The organism is Streptomyces coeruleofuscus (genome assembly GCF_039532725.1).
GTDB lineage: Bacteria > Actinomycetota > Actinomycetes > Streptomycetales > Streptomycetaceae > Streptomyces > Streptomyces coeruleofuscus.
The window spans coordinates 488782-505416 of record NZ_BAAASE010000005.1; the positions used below are offsets into that span (position 1 = coordinate 488782).

A 16635-nucleotide genomic window follows, 5' to 3' on the forward strand; every position below is an offset into this window, starting at 1 on the left:
GTTTCGAGAGGACAGTCATGACAGGCAACCAACCCCTCAGCCGCAGACACCTGCTGGCCGGAGCGGCCGCGTTCGGCTCAGTGGTGCTGCTGACGCCGCCGCAAGGTGCCCACGCCGCACCAGCGGCCGCGGACCAGGACGCGAAGCCGTTCGACACGACCCCCGCATCGGTCGCGCTGCAACGGCTGCTGCCCGACCACCACCGGCAGGTGACGCTGCGCGCGCTGAGCGCCGGCAGCGCCGACCGGTTCAAGGTCACCGGCCGGGCCGGCGCGATCACCGTGGAGGGCACCAGCCCGGCGGTGCTGCTCACCGGCCTCAACACCTATCTCGCGCGGGTGGCGAGGGCGGACATCTCCTGGAACGGCGACCAGCTGAACCTCCCCAGGTTGCTGCCCGCCCCCGACGGGGAGATCGCCGGATCGGCGAACGTGCCGCACCGGTTCGCCCTCAACGACACCAACGACGGCTACACCGGCCCCTACCGGCACTGGGACGCGTGGGAGCGCGAGCTGGACGTGCTCGCGCTGCACGGCATCAACCGGGTGCTTGTGTACACCGGCGGCGACGCCGTCTACTACGACACCTTCCGGCAGTTCGGCTACTCGGACGCCGAAATGCGGGCGTGGATCCCGGCACCGGCCCATCAGCCGTGGTGGCTGCTGCAGAACATGTCGGGGTTCGGCGGTCCGGTGTCCCGGCAGCTCATCGAGCGCCGGGCCGAGCTGGCGCGGAAGATCGCCGACCGGGTGCGGGACCTGGGCATGACGCCGGTGCTGCCCGGTTACTTCGGCACCGTGCCGGACGACTTCGTCGCCAAACACGGCGGGGACGCGGCGGTGGTCCCCCAGGGCCCCTGGGGCGCCTTCAAGCGACCCGACTGGCTCGACCCGCGCACCACGGCCTTCGAGGAGGTGTCCGCCGCCTTCTACCGGGCCCAGTCGGAGCGGTTCGGCGACAGCACGATGTACAAGATGGACCTGCTGCACGAGGGCGGCAACCCCGGTGACGTGCCGGTGGACGAAGCCGCGGCAGCCGTCGAAGGGGCGCTTCAGAAAGCACACCCGGGCGCGATCTGGGCCATCCTGGGCTGGCAGTCCAACCCGTCCAAGGCGCTGCTCGACGGCATCGACAAGTCCCGGATGCTGATCGTGGACGGTCTGTCCGACCGCTACACCACCGTCACCGACCGGGAGAGCGACTGGGGCGGCACCCCGTACGCCTTCGGCAGCATCTGGAACTTCGGCGGCCACACCCCGATGGGGGCCAACGCCCCTGACTGGGTGGAGCAGTACCCCAAGTGGCGTGACAAGAAGGGCAGTGCGCTCGCCGGTATCGCGGCGATGCCGGAAGCCGCCGACAACAACGCGCCCGCCCTGGCCCTCCTCACCGACCTGGCCTGGACACCCGGCACCGTCGACCTGGACGACTGGTTCGCCGCGTACGCCCTCTCCCGTTACGGCGGCCCGGACCGGCACGCCGCCGCGGCCTGGCAGACGATCCGCGACACCGCGTACAACATGACCCGCGCGGACGGCTGGAGCGAGGCACCCGACGGACTGTTCGGCGCCCGTCCCAGCCTGAACGCGAACAAGGCCGCCTCCTGGGGCCCGGAGAAGGACCGCTACGACACCACCGCCTTCGACGCCGCGCTCACCGAACTGCTCGCCGTACAAGCGGAGTTGAGGGACAGCTCGGCCTACCGGTACGACGTCGTCGATGTGGCCCGGCAGGTCCTGTCCAACCGCAGCCGGGTCCTGCTGCCGCAGATCAAGGCCGCGCACGAGGCCGGGGACAAGGCCCTGTTCGGCAAGCTGACCAAGACCTGGCTGGACTGGATGGACCTCCTCGAGGACCTGCTGGCGACCTCCGGCCCGCACCTGCTCGGGAGGTGGCTCGCCGACGCACGCTCCTGGGGCGCCGACCGGGCCGAGAAGGACCGCCTGGAATACGACGTCCGCTCCCTCATCACCACCTGGGGCGGACGCGCCAGCAGCGAGGAGGGCCTGCACGACTACGCGAACCGGGAGTGGTCCGGGCTGGTCGGCGGCCTGTACCGCACCCGCTGGACCATGTACTTCGACGCGCTCACCACGGGCAAGGACCCGTCGGCGATCGACTGGTTCGCCCTGGAGGACCGCTGGGCGCACGCGCACGAGACGCATCCGACCGAGCCCCAGGGCTCCCCGTACGCCCTGGCCCGCCGCGTGCGCGACCTGCTCGCCGCCACTCCCTACCAGGCGGTCCTCACCGCGGGAACCGACCGGGGTGCGGTGGCCGCGGGCACTCCCGCGACGGTGACGGTCATCTTCACCAACAGGAACGGGTTCGCGACGGCGCGCGACGTGGCCCTCTCCGTCACCGCCCCCGAGGGCTTGACGGTGAAGCCGCTCGATCCGGTGCGCAAGGCGTCGGTGGCGTCCGGCGACAAGTTCGCCGCTCGTTTCGAGGTCTCTCTGGCGGGTGAGCCGACGGAACTGGTCGGCCGGGTCGTCGCGACGGCGGCGCACGCGGGTGGCGGGAAGGCGGTGGCCCCCGTACGGCTGATGGCCGCGGCCGGGGTCGGTGACCCGTACCGCACGGTCTCCTTCAACGACGCGGTGTTCGGCCAGGCCGGCGACGAGATCGCCATCGAGGGCGCGGGGGCCGACCTGTGGGGCGGCACCAACGAGTTCGGGGCGGTGTACCGGGCGGGCGCGTACGGCGACAAGACGGTGGCCGAGGTCACGGTCACGTCCCAGGACATGACCGGGGGCTGGGCACGGGCGGGCCTCGTCGTCCGCAACGACCTGGGCACCCAGGGGAGCGCGGGCTATGTGAACCTGGCGGTCACGCCGTCCAACGGCTGCGTGCTGAGCTGGGACGCCGACGGCGACGGCCGTTTTGACTCCATCGCGCAGTCGGGCTCCTTCACCGCGCCGGTACGGCTGCGGCTGACCAGGTCCGGCGCCTCGTACACCGGGGAGGCCAGCAGGGACGGCGTCACCTGGACGACGGTGGGCACGGCCACGCCGGGGGGCGCGGCCGCCGCACAGGACGTCGGGGTCTTCATGACCGCGGCCAACGGCTGGAACGGCGCTCGGGGCATCGCCACGTTCGACGGCTTCACGGTGGCGTGATCTCTTTCGTTGGTTAGGGTGATGGCCAGGACCGTGGGGGGAGTTCGCGTTGGATCGCCTGGCCGGAGCGGAACCGGGCGCGGTGGGCGTGTGACCGGCCGGTCGGCGCCCGCGGTGCTGCCTTCGCCGCTGCGCGCGTGGCTCGGGCTGATCGCGGCCCTCGCCGCGCTGGTGGTCGTCGCGCTCGGGGTCCTGTACGCCGGCCATGACGAGCCCGGCAGGGTGGACAGGTGGGTCATCCGGCCGACGGCGGACAGTGTGCGACCGCCGTGGCGGCGCGTCGCTCTGGCCACGGACTTCCTGGGAGAGCCCGCCGGAGCGGCGGTGCTGGTCGTGGCCGCCGTGGCAGGCTGCCTGCTGCTTCGGCGTCCTCGCGCGGCGGTGTTCATCGTTGCCGGCGCGGCCCTGTCCGTGGGGACGACGAAAGCGCTCAAGCCCGTGGTGGGACGCACCATCCACGACGGGCACCTGTCCTACCCGAGCGGGCACACCGCCTTCCTCACCGCGCTCGCCCTCATGGTGGCGCTGCTCGCGGCCGGCCGGCTCGGCCTCGGCAGGACGGCCGGCACATCGCTCGTGCTCGCCGCCGCGCTGGTGGCCGGCGCCGTCATGGGCTGGGCCCAGGTCGCCCTGGGCGCGCACTACCCGACCGACGTCCTGGGCGGCTGGTGCACCGCGCTGGCGGTGATACCGGCGACCGCGTGGCTGGTCGACCGGACGGCCGCCGCCGGTCGAAGGGAGCGCCGTTGACGTCACGTCACGCCAAGCGGCGGAAGACGGGCTTCACCGGCCGCCCGGCGAGCCAGGGGGTGGGGTCGGCGGCGTCCAGTGCCTTCCGGTACACCGCACATGCCTGGGCCACTGCCTCGACGGTGTGATCGATGTCGGCGTCGCTGAGCGCGCTGCTCACCACGAACGACGGGGCGAGCACCCCGCCCGCGAGGAGTTGGCGCAGGAACAGGGTGCGGTACCGCTGTGACGGCTGCCCGTTCTCGTCGAGGGTGGCGTAGACCAGGTTGCTGGCCCTGCCCCGGACGACGAGGTGGTCGCCGACGCCCATGCTCGCCGCGGCGTCGCGGACACCGGCGGCCAACCGCTCGCCGAGGGCGTGCAGCCGCGCGGTGACGCCCTCCTCGACGTAGGTGGTGAGTACGGCCGTCGCGGCGGCCAGCGAGTGCGTTTCCGCACCGTGCGTGGTGGACAGCAGGAACACCCGGTCGCCGGAGTGACGCAGCCCGCCCCGCTCCATCAGCTCGCGGCGCCCGGCCAGCGCGGAGACGGCGAACCCGTTGCCCAGCGCCTTGCCGAAGGTGGAGAGGTCGGGGACGACGCCGTACAGGCCCTGGGCGCCCGCCTCGGACCAGCGGAGGCCGGTGATCATCTCGTCGAAGACCAGTACGCAGCCGTGCCGGTCGGCCAGCTCGCGCAGGCCGGTGAGATATCCGGGCGGCGGCTCGGTGTGCGTGGCGGGTTCGAGGATCAGGCAGGCGACCTCGTCCCGGTGCCGGGTGAGCAGCTCCTCCGTGGCGGCCAGGTCGCCGTACGGGAACGCCACGGTGAGTTCGTTGGTCGCCGCCGGAACACCGGCGGACATCGGCGTGGTGCCGATGAACCAGTCGTCGACGGAGAAGAACGGATGGTCGGCGCAGACGGCCACCCGCGGGCGCCCGGTGACGGCGCGGGCGAGGCGCACCGCGGCGGTCGTGGCATCGGAGCCGTTCTTCGCGAACTTCACCATCTCGGCGGTCGGCACCGTGGCGAGGAAGCGTTCCGCGGCCCCCACCTCCACGATGGAGGGCCGAACGAAGTTGCTGCCGCGGTCGAGTTCCCGCCGTACCGCCTCGGTCACGCGGGGGTGGGCGTGGCCGAGGCTGACCGACCGCAGGCCGGAGCCGTACTCGACGTAGCGGTTGCCGTCGATGTCCCACACGTGGGCGCCGCGGCCGTGGCTGATGACCGGGGCCAGGTTCTCGGGGTACTGGTCGTCGCCCTTGGCGTAGGTGTGTGCGCCCCCGGGGATCATGGCGTGCAGCCGCTCGTTCGCGTGCCGCGATCGGGGCAGCTGGAACTCTTCGGTGTCCACGCCGACCTCACTTCTCTCTCTGCTTCAGGACCTCGGCGAGGCTCGGCGCCTCCCGGTCCCGCTGGGACATCGATGTGACCGGCAGCGGCCAGGGAATGGCGAGCTCCGGATCGTTGAAGGCGATCGTCACGTCCTCGGACGGATCGTGCGGGCGGTCGATCCGGTACGAGGTGTCGGCGGTGTCGGTGAGCGCCTGGAAGCCGTGCGCGCATCCCGCCGGGATGTACAGCGTCACCTGCGTCTCGCCGGACAGCTCGAAGAAGGCCCGGCCCAGGTACGTCGGCGAGTCTGCCCGCAGGTCCACGACGACGTCGAAGATCCTGCCGTACGAGCACCGCACGAGCTTGGCCTCGCCGGCGCCGGAGCGCAGATGCAGGCCGCGCAGCACGCCCCGGACCGAGCGGGACAGGCTGTCCTGGACGAAGGCGCCCGGGTCGAGGCCCACCGAGCGGACCACGTCGGCGTCGAAGGTGCGGCAGAAGAAACCGCGCTCGTCGGCGTACGGCGTCGGCTCGAAGAGGTACGCGCCGACGATCTCCGGGACTTGGGTCGCTTTCATGGAGCCTCCCGGTACACGAGGTCGGCCGCCGGGAACAGGGCCGAGGTCAAGGCGTCGAACTGGTCCTGGAGTTGCCGGGCGGCCACCCGGTTCCGCTCGGCGAGGGTCCGCCGCAGCTCCGCCGACTTCCGCTCCAGCGCCCGGAACTGCTCCAGCAGCCGGTCGGCGTCGACCTCGCGAGCCGGGTGGCAGTAAGCGCCAAGCCCCATCCGGTCCATGAGCGCGTCGCTCTTCGCCGCATAGCTGAGTGCGAGCGTCGGTGTGCCGGTCTTCAGCGCGCAGACCAGGTTGTGGTACCGGGTCGCCACCACGGCGCCGGCAGCCGCCGTCTCCTTCATCAGGTCGGCCAGCGAGGCCGCCTCGGCGGCGGTGACCAGCGGTGAGTCCACCGCGTCGAGGATCGCGGCGACCACCGGAGCATCGCACGCGTCGCCGGTGAGCAGCCGGACCGGCCTGCCGTCCTCCGCCAGGGCGCGGACGAACCGGGTCGTCCCGTCGAGGTAGCGCCGGTGGATCTCCTCGGCCCGGGCGCGTTCGTCGTCGCCGCCGTGGAAGGCCATGACGCCGACGCAGACCGGGCCCGGGGAGCCCGAGGGCGCGCTCGCCGGCGGCGTCGGCAGGGCGAAGGCGAGGTCCGGGTAGACCTCGTCGCGCGTGGTGTCCACGCCCATCTCCCGCATCGCGTCGCGGGACTGGGTGTCCCGGTACGACCGGTACGCGGCCAGCCTCGCCGACCAGCGCACCAGGGCCCGGGTCGGCCGGTTGCCGATCGCGGCGGCGCCGACGCCGACCAGCGCGACGCGGGTGCCGAACAGCCGGCCACTCGCGCAGAGCAGGAACAGCGAGTACGGGAAACCCCACGGACGCAGCGGCAGCGTGGCCTCCAGGACGCCCATGCCCGGCACGATCACCACGTCGTGCCGGCGCACCCAGGCGGCGGTGCGGACGGCGTCGACGAGTTTGCCCAGTCCCTTCCCCGCGATCGCGCCCGCACGCGACGCGGTCCGGTACTCCCCGCGGTACCAGTGCAGCCGCGTCGCGGGGATCCCGTACCGGGCCGCGACGACCTCGGGTCCGCCGCACAGCGCGTCCACGGCCGCCTCCGGGTGCTCGGCGCGGAGGTAGCCGAGCGCGGCCTCGAGCGACCCGTCGTTGCCGAGGTTGCCGGAGCCGAGCAGGCCGAACACCCCCACCCGCACCGAGGTCATGCCCGCCTCCCCTCACGGCCGGCGACCAGGGCGTCGACGGCGGCGGTGTGCCGTCCCGGGTCGACCGGGGCGCGGTCCTCGACCCGCTCGCCGGCGCCCGGCCGGATGCGGCTGGTCATCCACGCGGCCAGGTGGCGGTGGCACGCGCGCCGTTCGGCCGGGGACAGCGGCGCCCGCCGGACCGCCGTGACGAAGCCCCAGACGTACTCGGCGAGCAGCCGGGGCGTCGGGTGCAGCGGCCCGGCCCGGCGCGGGTCCAGGTTGACGCACCGGGAGCGCTTGGAAGGGTTCGCCCGCTCGGCGCGGGTGGGGTGGTCGCGGCGGAAGTACAGCAGCTCCGGCACCTGGTGGAAGGGCCCGTGCAGGACGATCTCGGCGACGAACGTGCGGTCGGCATGGTGGTAGCTGTCGTGCGGCTTCACCCGGCGCAGCACGTCGGCCCGCATCACCCCGTAGAAGTCGTCGCCGCCGGGCTCGAACAGCAGGCTGCGGAAGCGCTCCGGCGCGTGCGGCGAGTCGGTGGCGAGCGTGTACTCGTACGGGACCTTCACCCGGCCGTCCTCGTCGATGACCGCCTGGTCGGCGTGCGCGAGGATCACGTCCGGCCGCTCGTCCAGCGCCTGAACGCAGCGCCGCAGCAGATCGCGGGCGTAGAGGTCGTCGTGCGAGGCCCACTTGAACAGCTCGCCGCGGCACTCGGTGAACACGTAGTTGTGGTTCGGCGCGGCGCCGATGTTCCGCGACAGGCGGATGTACCGGATGCGTGAGTCCTGAGCCGCGTACGTGCGGCAGATGTCCTGCGTGCCGTCGGTCGAGGCGTTGTCGGAGATGACCAGCTCGAAGTCCTCGTAGGTCTGGCCGAGCAGGGCGTCGAGCGACTCGGCGAGGTACTGCTCGCCGTTGTACACGGGCAGGCCGATGCTCAGCCTGGGTCGGGCGGTCATGAGGTCCTCACTTCGGGGATGGGGTTCTGGCGGTGTTCGCGCAGGGCGGTCCGCAGGTGCAGCCACCACACGGCCGAGCCGCAGGCGGTCGCGGCGGCGACGCCCCAGGCCGAGCCGACCGTGCCGGCCGCGACCGCCCCGCCGAGCCCGCCGCCGAGATAGCAGGCGGAGGCGAGCAGTTGGGCACGCAGGCTGCGCCGGGCCGCGCCGAGCGCGCGCAGCCCGGCCGCCGCGCCGGTGCCGAGTCCGGCGCCCGCGACGCCGAGCGTGACCGGCACGATGAGCTCCGCGGCGGAGCTCCAGACGCCGCCGAGCACGAACGCGCCGAGGCGGTCCGGCACCAGCAGCAGCGCGCCGCCCCAGAGCAGGGCGGCGACGGCCTGTCCGCCGCCCAGCAGGAGGCAGAACGGGCCGAGGCGGTGCGGGGCCCGCCGTAGCACCCGTGCCGCCTCGGCGACGGTGACCAGCGACAGCCCCATCAGCACCGCGAGGAACGGGCCGAGCAGGAGCTCCGCGCCCCGGATCACACCCACCGCGCCGACTCCGACGATCGCGCCGAGCCCGTAGGCCCGCAGCTGGCTCGCGCCGCTGTTGCTGACGTTCTCGACCAGGTACCGGTAGCCGAGGTCGCGGTGCGCGCGAAGCCACTCGCGTGCTCCGGTCGGACGGGGCCGGATGCCGGACTGGAAGCAGCCGCACACGGCGGCCACCGCGGCGGATCCGCCCCAGGCGAGCACGAATGCGGCCACACTGCCCGCGCGCGCCGCCACCACCAGGGCGGGGACCAGCGCGACGCCCCACACGAGGTCGTTGACGAACGCCTTCCGCCCGGCGCCGGCGGCGAAGAACGCGAACCGCCAGGCGTCCTGCAACAGCAGCCCCGGCAGGACGACGCCGAGGCAGGCGAACGCGGGCCCCACACGGCCGCCGACGCCGACGCCGACCACCAGACACGCCGCGCCGAGCGCGGCACCGACGCCGAGCGCGGCACCCGACGACCGGGCCACCGCCCCGCGCCAGGCCGCGTCCGGCACACCGCTGAAGCGGACCATGAGCGGGTCGGTGGCCAGTCCGCGGGAGACGTTGAGCACCACGCCGTAGGTCACCCAGGCGAGGCTGAACACGCCGAACGCGGTCACGCCCAGCGAGCGGGCCACGTAGATGCCCACCGCGAAGTTGGACAGGCTGGAGGCCGCCTGGTCGGCCAGTCCCCAGGACAGCCGGCCGGCGAGGGCCCGCCCGGCGTTCGCCGCCTTCGGTCTCGTCCTCTCCTCCTCGGTGGTCATCTCCGTCATGCCTTGATCAGCCCGGCGCCGTGCAGGGCGTCGGCCGCTGCGGCGACGGTGCCGAACGGCAGCCCGGACCGCTCGGCGACGTCCAGCAGACTGTGCTCGCCGTCGGAGAGGTTGAGCACCCAGAGCATGGCCATCTGGGCCTGCTTGGTGTCGCTGCGGCCGCCGAGCGCGTCGTACAACCCGCGCCGGCCCAACTGCGGTTCGCCGTAAGGGCTGAGGTTGACGTACCGGCGGTTGCGGTCGAGGACGGCGAACGCCTCGCGGCAGACGGCGAGCGTGTCCGTCATCGCCTCCGGGGAGACGAAGTCCAGGTCGTCCGCCGAGGTGTGGTACTCGGGGTAGCCGGCGTAGGGGGTCCGGGTGAGCGAGCCCACGCCGAGATCGAACCCGGGTGAGCAGAACTGCCGCTCGTCGTAGCCGTACGGAGTGAACTCGGTGACGCGGTGCGGGCGTTCGGAGGCGGCCAGCACGTGCCGCATCACCCGGTCGATCTCCGCGTCACCGCGTCGGCTCTGCTTGTACGTCAGCTGCCCCGGGTCACCGGCGCAGGCCAGCACCAGGCCGTGCTTGACCCGTTCCACCCGCTCCGCGTTGCGCGCGAGCCAGGTGATCGCCCCGATGGTGCCGGGCGCGAAGAGGAACCGGTAGGTGTAGTACGGCGTCTGCCGGGCCAGCGCCCGGGCCAGGAACGTCGCCACCGCGATGCCGGCGAGGTTGTCGTTGGCCAGCGACGGGTGGCAGACGTGGCAGGAGACGATCACCTCGTCGGGGACCTGCCCCGGGACCACGTGCTCGGCGTAGGTGAGGTGGCCGTCCGCGAGCGTGGAGTCGATGCGCACCTCGTACTCGCCGTCCGGCATCGCGTCCAGGGTGTCCTGGGCCAGGCAGAACCCCCATTCCGGCTTGTAGTAGCTGGTGCGGTACGGCACCCAGCCCGGGTGGTCCGGCAGGGTGTGCAGGTGTTCCCGCAGTTCGGCCAGCGGCATGGTCGCCGACACGGGCACGCTGTAGCCGAGCACGTGGAGGCTGGACTCGGCGAAGTCGACGATCCGGTGGCCGGTGGTGTCGGCGATGTACGCGTCGCGGATGTTCCACTCCTGCGGCACCGTCCAGTCGAGCACCTGGGTCCCGGTCGGTACCTCGTGCACCTGGAGCGCGATGTACTCGCCGACGATGTCCAGGGTGGCACGCACCCCGTCGCCGGTGATGCTCCGGCACAGCGGGTAGAGCCGCTCCACCAGCGCGTACATCTCCTCGCCGATCTCGGTCACGGGCGCCACCGCAGGGTGTCGTCGACGGCGCCCGCGTCGGACGCCGCGCGCAGCACGGCCAGCCGGGTGAAGCGTCGTTCGAAGTCCTCCCGGGTCAGCCCGTGTTCCCGGTAGGCGTCGGCGAGTTCCAGCGCGCCCTGCTTCACCGTCCACTCGCAGTCGAAGCCGGGCACCGCCGCGCGGAACCGGGAGAAGTCCACCCGGTACGACCGCGGATCGGCCCCGGTCTCCCCGGTGATCACCACCTTCGCGCGGGACACCGCCTCGGCGACCTGCCCGGCGATCTCGGCGACCGTGACGTTGTTGATCTCACTGCCGATGTTGAACGCCCGGTCGTGCACCGCTTCCCGTGGCGCCACCAGCGCGGCCGCGAAGGCCCGCGCGATGTCGGCGGCGTGCACCAGCGGGCGCCACGGGGTGCCGTCGGAGAGCACCAGGACCTCGCCGGACAGGAGCGCGTGGCCCACCAGGTTGTTCAGCACGATGTCGGCGCGCAGCCTGGGTGAGTAGCCGAAGGCGGTGGCGTTGCGCATGAACACGGGGGTGAAGTCGCCGTCGGCCAGCGCGTGCAGGTCGTCCTCCACCCGCACCTTGGACTCGGCGTACGGCGTCACCGGGCGCAGCGGGGCGTCCTCGCCCACCAGGTCGTCGCCGCCGGCGGCGCCGTAGACCGAGCACGTCGACGCGTAGAGGAAGCGCCGCACTCCGGCGTCGCGGGCCAGCCGGGCCAGGTGTACTGACGCGTGGTGGTTGATGTCGTAGGTGAGGTCCGGCGCCAGCGATCCCAGCGGGTCGTTGGACAGCGCGGCCAGGTGGATCACGGCGTCCACCCCGGCCACGTGGTCGGCCGTGACGTCGCGCAGGTCCACCCGATGCCCCTGCGGGTCGGCGGGCGTCGGGCCGAGGACGCAGTCGGCGAACAGGCCGGCGTCGAGGCCGACGACCTCGTGCCCGGCGGCAGCGAGGACCGGGGCCATCACGGTGCCCAGATATCCCTGGTGTCCGGTCAGCAGTACGCGCACGGTTCATCCCCCCAGATTGAGCGTGAGTTTGGTGACGGCGAACGCCTCGGCGTAGCGCGCGTGGCATTCGATGCCGCGGATCCGGGCCAGCCCGAGGAAGGCCTCCCGGTCGTACCAGGGCCGGTGCCGCTGCGAGGGGTAGTGCTCCTGCAGCAGTCGCACCTTCCGTTCGGCGATCTCCGGCGACAGGGGCTGGTAGGCCGCCGGACGGCCGAGATCGCCGTCCCACTTGACGATCTCGTAGCCGAGGACCAGGTGGTCGCGGAACGCGGTCGGTATCAGCCGCGCCAGGCCGCGGTGGTCCTGGTGCGCGTCATCGGTACGTGGGGCGAGGACCAGGTCCGGGTCGGTGCGCTCGCGCAGTTCCTCGACCGCGGCCTTGGCCTCTTCCCAGTGCGCGGGGAGCCGGCCGTCCGGCAGCTTGTGCACGGTCAGCCGCAGGTCGGCGCCCGGGCAGAAGGCGGCCAGCGCGGCCGCCTCCTCCTGCTCGCGCTCGCTGCCGCCGCCGGAGAGCACCAGCGCGTCGACACGGATACCCGGCCGCGCGAGGCACAGCGTCAGCAGCGTGCCGCCGGCGCCGATGGCGATGTCGTCGCAGTGTGCGCCCACCGCGACGATCCGGTCCAGGCGCCCGGCCCCGAGCCGGATCACGCGCTCACCCCCGCGCCGTCCCGTTCCCACACGGCCCACGGACGGTCGCCCCGGGCATAGGCGTCGTCCAGCGCGGCCCGCTCCTTCACGGTGTCGGTCGGCTTCCAGAAGCCGCGGTGCTGGTGCGCCACCAGCCGTCCGCTTTTGGCCAGTTGGGCGCATCCGTCGGCGACCAGGTCCCCGTTCTCCGGGATGTGGTCGAAGACCTCCTGGCGGAGCACGAAGTAGCCGCCGTTCTCCCACAGCGGCAGTTCGCTCACCGCGGTGATGCCCCCGACCAGGCCGTCCTCGCCCAAGTCGACGCAGTGGAAAGAGGACTGCGGCGGCACCACCATCATCGACGCGCCGGCGTCGCGCCGGGCGAACCGGTCGATCATCTCCGGCAGCGGGGCGTCGGTGAGCACGTCGGCGTAGTTGGCGAGGAACATCTCGTCGCCGTCCAGGTGGTGGCGCACCCGGCGCAGCCGCTCCCCGATCGGTGACTCGATGCCGGTCTGGGCGAACGTGATCGTCCAGTCCGCGATGTCGGTGGACAGCAGCTCGGTCCGCCCGCCCCGCAGCACGAAGTCGTTGGACGTCGTCTCCTCGTAGTTGAGGAAGAAGTCCTTGATGTGGTGGGCCCCGTACCCGAGGCACAGGATGAACTCCGTGTGCCCGAAGTGCGCGTAGTAGCGCATGACGTGCCAGATCAGCGGCCTGGGGCCGACCATCGCCATCGGCTTGGGCACGTCGTCCGCGGCACCGCTCCGCATCCGCATCCCGTAACCGCCGCAGAACAGAACGACCTTCATGCCTTGACCTCGACAATGCTCAGTTCCGGTATGGGAAAGACCAGCCGGCCGCCCCAGTCGTGGACGAAGGACAGCTGCTCGACCAACTCGGCCCGCAGGTTCCACGGCAGGACGAGGACGTAGTCCGGTCTGTCGGCGGCGATCTGCTCGGGTGGCAGGATCGGGATGCGGGTGCCGGGGGTGAACCTGCCGTGCTTGTAGGGGTTGCGGTCGACCGTGTACGGGAGCAGGTCGGGCCGGATGCCGCAGTGGTTGAGCAGGGTGTTGCCCTTGCCCGGGGCGCCGTAGCCGACGACCGTCTCGCCGCGCTCGGCCGCCTCGATGAGGAAGCGCAGCAGGTCCCGGCGCACCTTGGCCACCCGGGCGGAGAACTCGGTGTACCCGGACAGCTCTTGCAGCCCGGCGGCCTTCTCCCGGTCCAGCACGTCGGCCACCCGCCGGGTCGGCTCGCCGGCCACCTCGGCCGGGCGGGCCCACAGCCGGATGGAGCCGCCGTGCGTGGGCAGCAACTCGACGTCCACGAGCGTGAGTCCGCCGCTCGCCAGCGCCCGGGTCGCTGACGCGACCGTGTAGTACTGGAAGTGCTCGTGGTAGATCGTGTCGTACTGGTTCTCCTCGATCAGGGTCAGCAGGTGCTGCACCTCGACGGAGACCCAGCCGTCGTCGGCGACCAGGGCGCGCAGCCCCTGGGTGAACCCGACCACGTCGGGGATGTGCGCGTACACGTTGTTGGCCACGACGAGGTCGGCCGGGCCGTGTTCGGCGCGGACGGCCGAGCCGGATTCCGGGCCCAGGAACTCCGTGAGCGTGGGCACGCCCGCCTCGCGCGCCGCGGCGCCGACGTTCACCGACGGCTCGATGCCGAGGCAGCGGATCCCCCGGTCCACCACGTGCTTCAGCAGGTACCCGTCGTTGCTCGCGACCTCGACCACGAAGGCGTCGGGGCCGAGTCCCACCCGCTGTGCGGCATCGGCGACGAACGTGCGCGCGTGCTCCACCCAGGAGGTCGAGTACGAGGAGAAGTACGCGTACTCCTTGAACGTGTCCTCCGGCGTGATCAGCGGCGGGATCTGGGCGAGCCAGCAGTCGGTGCAGACCCGCAGGTGCAGCGGGTACGCCGGCTCCGGATTGTCCAGTTGGTCCGCGGCGAGAAAGCTCTCGCACGGCGGCGTCGCTCCCAGGTCGACGACGCTCGCCAGCGTCGCCGAGCCGCAGAGTCGGCATCGTGTCATCTACTGCCCCCCATTGATTCCGTCCCCCATCGATTCCGTCCGCCCCGCGATCGCGGTGCGGTACTCCTCCACCAGGCGCTCCAGCCCCACGGCCGGGCTGAACCCCTGCTCGTAGCGGCGCCGGGCCGCCTGGCCCATCTCCCGGTTGCGGGCCGGCCCGGCCGCGATCCTGCGTATGCCGGACGCGAGCGAGGCGGGCTCGCCCGGCCGGTGCAGCAACCCGGTCACACCGTCCTCGACGAGTTCGACGAAGGCGCCGTGACCGGCGGCGACGACCGGGACCCCCGCCGCCATCGCCTCCACGACCACCAGGCCGAACGCCTCCAGCCACGTCGAGGGGGCCACCACGGCGACCGACCGCTCGATGGCCTGACGGCACTGGGCCGGGTCGTACAGGCCGACGTGGCGCACGTCGTCCCGGCCCGCCGCCCAGGCGGTCACCTCCGGCTCCAGTGGCCCCGCCCCGGCGATCACGAGTGGTACGCCCACACCGCCGCTCGCCGCGATCTCGTCCCACGCGGCCATGAGCAGCCGTACGCCCTTGGCCTCCGCGAGCCGGCCGAGGTAGAGCACATGCTCGCCGGGTCCCGTTCGGCAGGAGCCCGGGTCGGGCACGAAGTTGTGCTTCACCGCCAGCCGCTCGGCCGGCATGCCGGACCGCACCAGGACGTCGCGCTGTGCCGCGGAGATGCAGAGGAACCGCTCCACGCCGGACCACCACCGCCGCCGGTTGACCGACAGGCTGACCGCGAGCGGCACCGTCGCCAGCCGGGAGCCCCGGTAGCAGCCGTGCCGGACGGCGGGCAGCGGGGCCGACCCGACGCACTCGGTGCACGGCCGGCCGTCCCGCTGGAGCGTGCCGGGCGGGCAGACCTGGGTGTAGTTGTGCAGCGTGGCGACGGCGGGCACGCCGGCGTCGGCGCAGGCGGCCAGCACGGCGGGCGACAGGAGCGGGAAGACGTTGTGGACGTGGACCACGTCCGGTCGCTCTTGGCGGAGCCGGGCGGCGAGTTCCGCGCGGACCGCCGGGTTCCACGGCACCAGGAGCGGCACTGCGGCCTTGGCGAGGAGGGACCGGGCGGCGATGTCGTCACTGCGCCGCTCGAACACCCCGACCCGGTGGCCGGCCCCGCGCAGCAGCTCCACCTCCTGGTCGACGACCCTGTTCTCCCCGCTCGGCTGCGCCGAGGCGTAGCGGTTGTGCACCACGAGGACGTGCATGCTCAGGTCACCTCCGATCTCCGGGCCGGCACGGGGTACGTGGTCGAGGGACTTCGGGCGTCGAGAGGAGCGACCGGGGAAGGTGCCGCGAGGAGGGAGGCGGCAACGGCCAGGTGCAGCAGATACGGCGAGGCGTCGCCGAGGCCGGCCTCGGTGTACGACGCGATCGCGCAGTAGCTGATCAGGAAGATCGCGCAGGCCCTCGACAGCGACGGCGGCCGCAGCAACGCGACGCCGCCCAGCACGACGATGATCGCCGCCACCAGGGCGACTCCGGTCAGACCCTGCTCGTGGTAGACGGCCAGCCAGCTGTTGTCGATCGGCAGCCCGCCGAACGACTTGTCGCCCAGGCCCACGCCCAGCACCTGCTCCGTGGTCGTCCGAGGCGCCGCCAGCAGGGCGTCCCAGACCTTGGCCCGGCCGGTGAGGCTGGTGAAGTGCTCCTGGCTCTGTCCGCGCAGGAACCAGGCCTGGAGCGCGGAGGCGAATCCCACCGCGGCCACCGCGGCGCACAGCACCGCCCAGGTGAAGAACCGGCGGGCGGCGGCGCTGGTCAGGATGAGCGAGCCGATCGCCAGCGCCAGCCCGATGAGCAGGCCGAGCGTGGCCGTCCGGGTGTGGGTCAACGCGAGCAGGACGAGTGACGGCACGATGACCAGCGCCGCGCCGGCCCTGTCGGTCCGGCGGCCCAGCACGAGCAGCACGGTGAGCCCGGTGATCACCGCGGCGTACTGCCCGATCTGCGGCGGGGTGAGCGGCCACAACGCGCCGACCAGGCGCCCGCCGTAGAGCTCGGGCAGGGCGGCGCCCGGTGAGATGACCAGGCCGGCGGCCACCGACCCGAGCACCGCGAAGTACATCCGGATGTGGTGCCGGACGAACGTCGTGCCGCCGTCCCACCAGCGGCTGAGCAGCCACAGGGTGCCGACGAAGAGAGCCAGCCGGGCGCAGCGGAACAGCGCGCCGAACCCGGACTCCAGCTGCGCGCTGGAGATCACGCTCGGCACCAGCATCAGGGTGAGCAGGAACATGAAGGCGCCGGCTCGCAGGCGCAGCCGGAGATTGACCGCGAGCGCCAGCGTGAACGCGGCGACCAGCGCTCCCATGGTGACCATCTGGATGAGGGAGCGGGGCAGCGGGACGATGGTCTTCGCCCCGGCGGAGCCGAGCGTGTTGAGGACCAGCAGCCCCCAGACGATCCCGACGGTCTTCGGTGTGGTGGTGCGGCCATGGTCCATC

The 16635-nt window shown here is 72.6% G+C and carries 14 protein-coding genes; 2 read left to right on the forward strand and 12 right to left on the reverse strand.

Annotated elements, in window-relative coordinates; all coding sequences use genetic code 11:
- The first annotated feature begins 17 nt into the window (after window positions 1–17).
- Together ABFX81_RS21675 and ABFX81_RS21680 are read left to right on the forward strand one after the other, a co-directional pair.
- Window positions 18–3119 carry an alpha-N-acetylglucosaminidase TIM-barrel domain-containing protein gene (locus ABFX81_RS21675; protein ID WP_086853735.1) on the forward strand — a complete coding sequence of 1034 codons (3102 nt, stop codon included), beginning with the start codon at window positions 18–20 and terminating at the stop codon, window positions 3117–3119.
- 90 nt (window positions 3120–3209) lie between these two features.
- The gene (locus ABFX81_RS21680; RefSeq protein ID WP_346138510.1) at window positions 3210–3869 is read left to right on the forward strand and encodes a phosphatase PAP2 family protein; all 660 of its coding nucleotides are present in this window, start codon (window positions 3210–3212) and stop codon (window positions 3867–3869) included.
- Window positions 3870–3876: 7 nt separating this feature from the next.
- On the opposite strand, the gene ABFX81_RS21685 is transcribed toward ABFX81_RS21680, so the two are convergent.
- From ABFX81_RS21685 to ABFX81_RS21740, 12 genes are read right to left on the reverse strand one after another with little or no spacing between them, the layout of a single operon-like run.
- Window positions 3877–5202 (reverse strand): glutamate-1-semialdehyde 2,1-aminomutase, encoded by a 1326-nt coding sequence (locus tag ABFX81_RS21685; protein WP_086853742.1) that lies wholly within the window; start codon window positions 5200–5202, stop codon window positions 3877–3879.
- Window positions 5203–5209: 7 nt separating this feature from the next.
- The gene (rfbC, locus tag ABFX81_RS21690; protein WP_086853744.1) at window positions 5210–5761 is read right to left on the reverse strand and encodes a dTDP-4-dehydrorhamnose 3,5-epimerase; all 552 of its coding nucleotides are present in this window, start codon (window positions 5759–5761) and stop codon (window positions 5210–5212) included.
- Complete coding sequence (locus tag ABFX81_RS21695; RefSeq protein WP_086853746.1) at window positions 5758–6969, reverse strand: polysaccharide pyruvyl transferase family protein; 1212 nt, start codon at window positions 6967–6969, stop codon at window positions 5758–5760. Before ABFX81_RS21695 ends, rfbC begins: the two co-directional genes overlap by 4 nt.
- On the reverse strand, window positions 6966–7913 hold the full coding sequence (locus ABFX81_RS21700; RefSeq protein ID WP_086853748.1) for a glycosyltransferase: 948 nt from the start codon (window positions 7911–7913) through the stop codon (window positions 6966–6968). The genes ABFX81_RS21695 and ABFX81_RS21700 overlap by 4 nt, the downstream gene beginning before the upstream one ends.
- Window positions 7910–9199, reverse strand: coding sequence for an MATE family efflux transporter (locus ABFX81_RS21705; RefSeq protein ID WP_428837208.1), 1290 nt, complete (start codon window positions 9197–9199; stop codon window positions 7910–7912). Before ABFX81_RS21705 ends, ABFX81_RS21700 begins: the two co-directional genes overlap by 4 nt.
- A 5-nt stretch (window positions 9200–9204) precedes the next feature.
- Window positions 9205–10488 (reverse strand): DUF4910 domain-containing protein, encoded by a 1284-nt coding sequence (locus ABFX81_RS21710; RefSeq protein WP_086853752.1) that lies wholly within the window; start codon window positions 10486–10488, stop codon window positions 9205–9207.
- Window positions 10476–11501 carry an NAD-dependent epimerase/dehydratase family protein gene (locus ABFX81_RS21715; RefSeq protein WP_086853754.1) on the reverse strand — a complete coding sequence of 342 codons (1026 nt, stop codon included), beginning with the start codon at window positions 11499–11501 and terminating at the stop codon, window positions 10476–10478. The genes ABFX81_RS21710 and ABFX81_RS21715 overlap by 13 nt, the downstream gene beginning before the upstream one ends.
- Window positions 11502–11504: 3 nt before the next feature.
- Window positions 11505–12152 carry a PIG-L family deacetylase gene (locus ABFX81_RS21720; protein ID WP_086853756.1) on the reverse strand — a complete coding sequence of 216 codons (648 nt, stop codon included), beginning with the start codon at window positions 12150–12152 and terminating at the stop codon, window positions 11505–11507.
- Window positions 12149–12943, reverse strand: a complete 795-nt coding sequence (locus ABFX81_RS21725) for a glycosyltransferase family protein (RefSeq protein ID WP_086853758.1) — start codon at window positions 12941–12943, stop codon at window positions 12149–12151. The genes ABFX81_RS21720 and ABFX81_RS21725 overlap by 4 nt, the downstream gene beginning before the upstream one ends.
- Window positions 12940–14175: a methyltransferase domain-containing protein gene (locus ABFX81_RS21730; protein WP_346138511.1), complete on the reverse strand. Its 1236-nt coding sequence runs from the start codon at window positions 14173–14175 to the stop codon at window positions 12940–12942. The genes ABFX81_RS21725 and ABFX81_RS21730 overlap by 4 nt, the downstream gene beginning before the upstream one ends.
- Complete coding sequence (locus tag ABFX81_RS21735) at window positions 14176–15396, reverse strand: glycosyltransferase (protein ID WP_346138512.1); 1221 nt, start codon at window positions 15394–15396, stop codon at window positions 14176–14178.
- A 2-nt stretch (window positions 15397–15398) separates the two neighbouring features.
- Window positions 15399–16634 (reverse strand): O-antigen ligase domain-containing protein, encoded by a 1236-nt coding sequence (locus ABFX81_RS21740; protein WP_346138605.1) that lies wholly within the window; start codon window positions 16632–16634, stop codon window positions 15399–15401.
- Window position 16635: the final 1 nt, after the last annotated feature.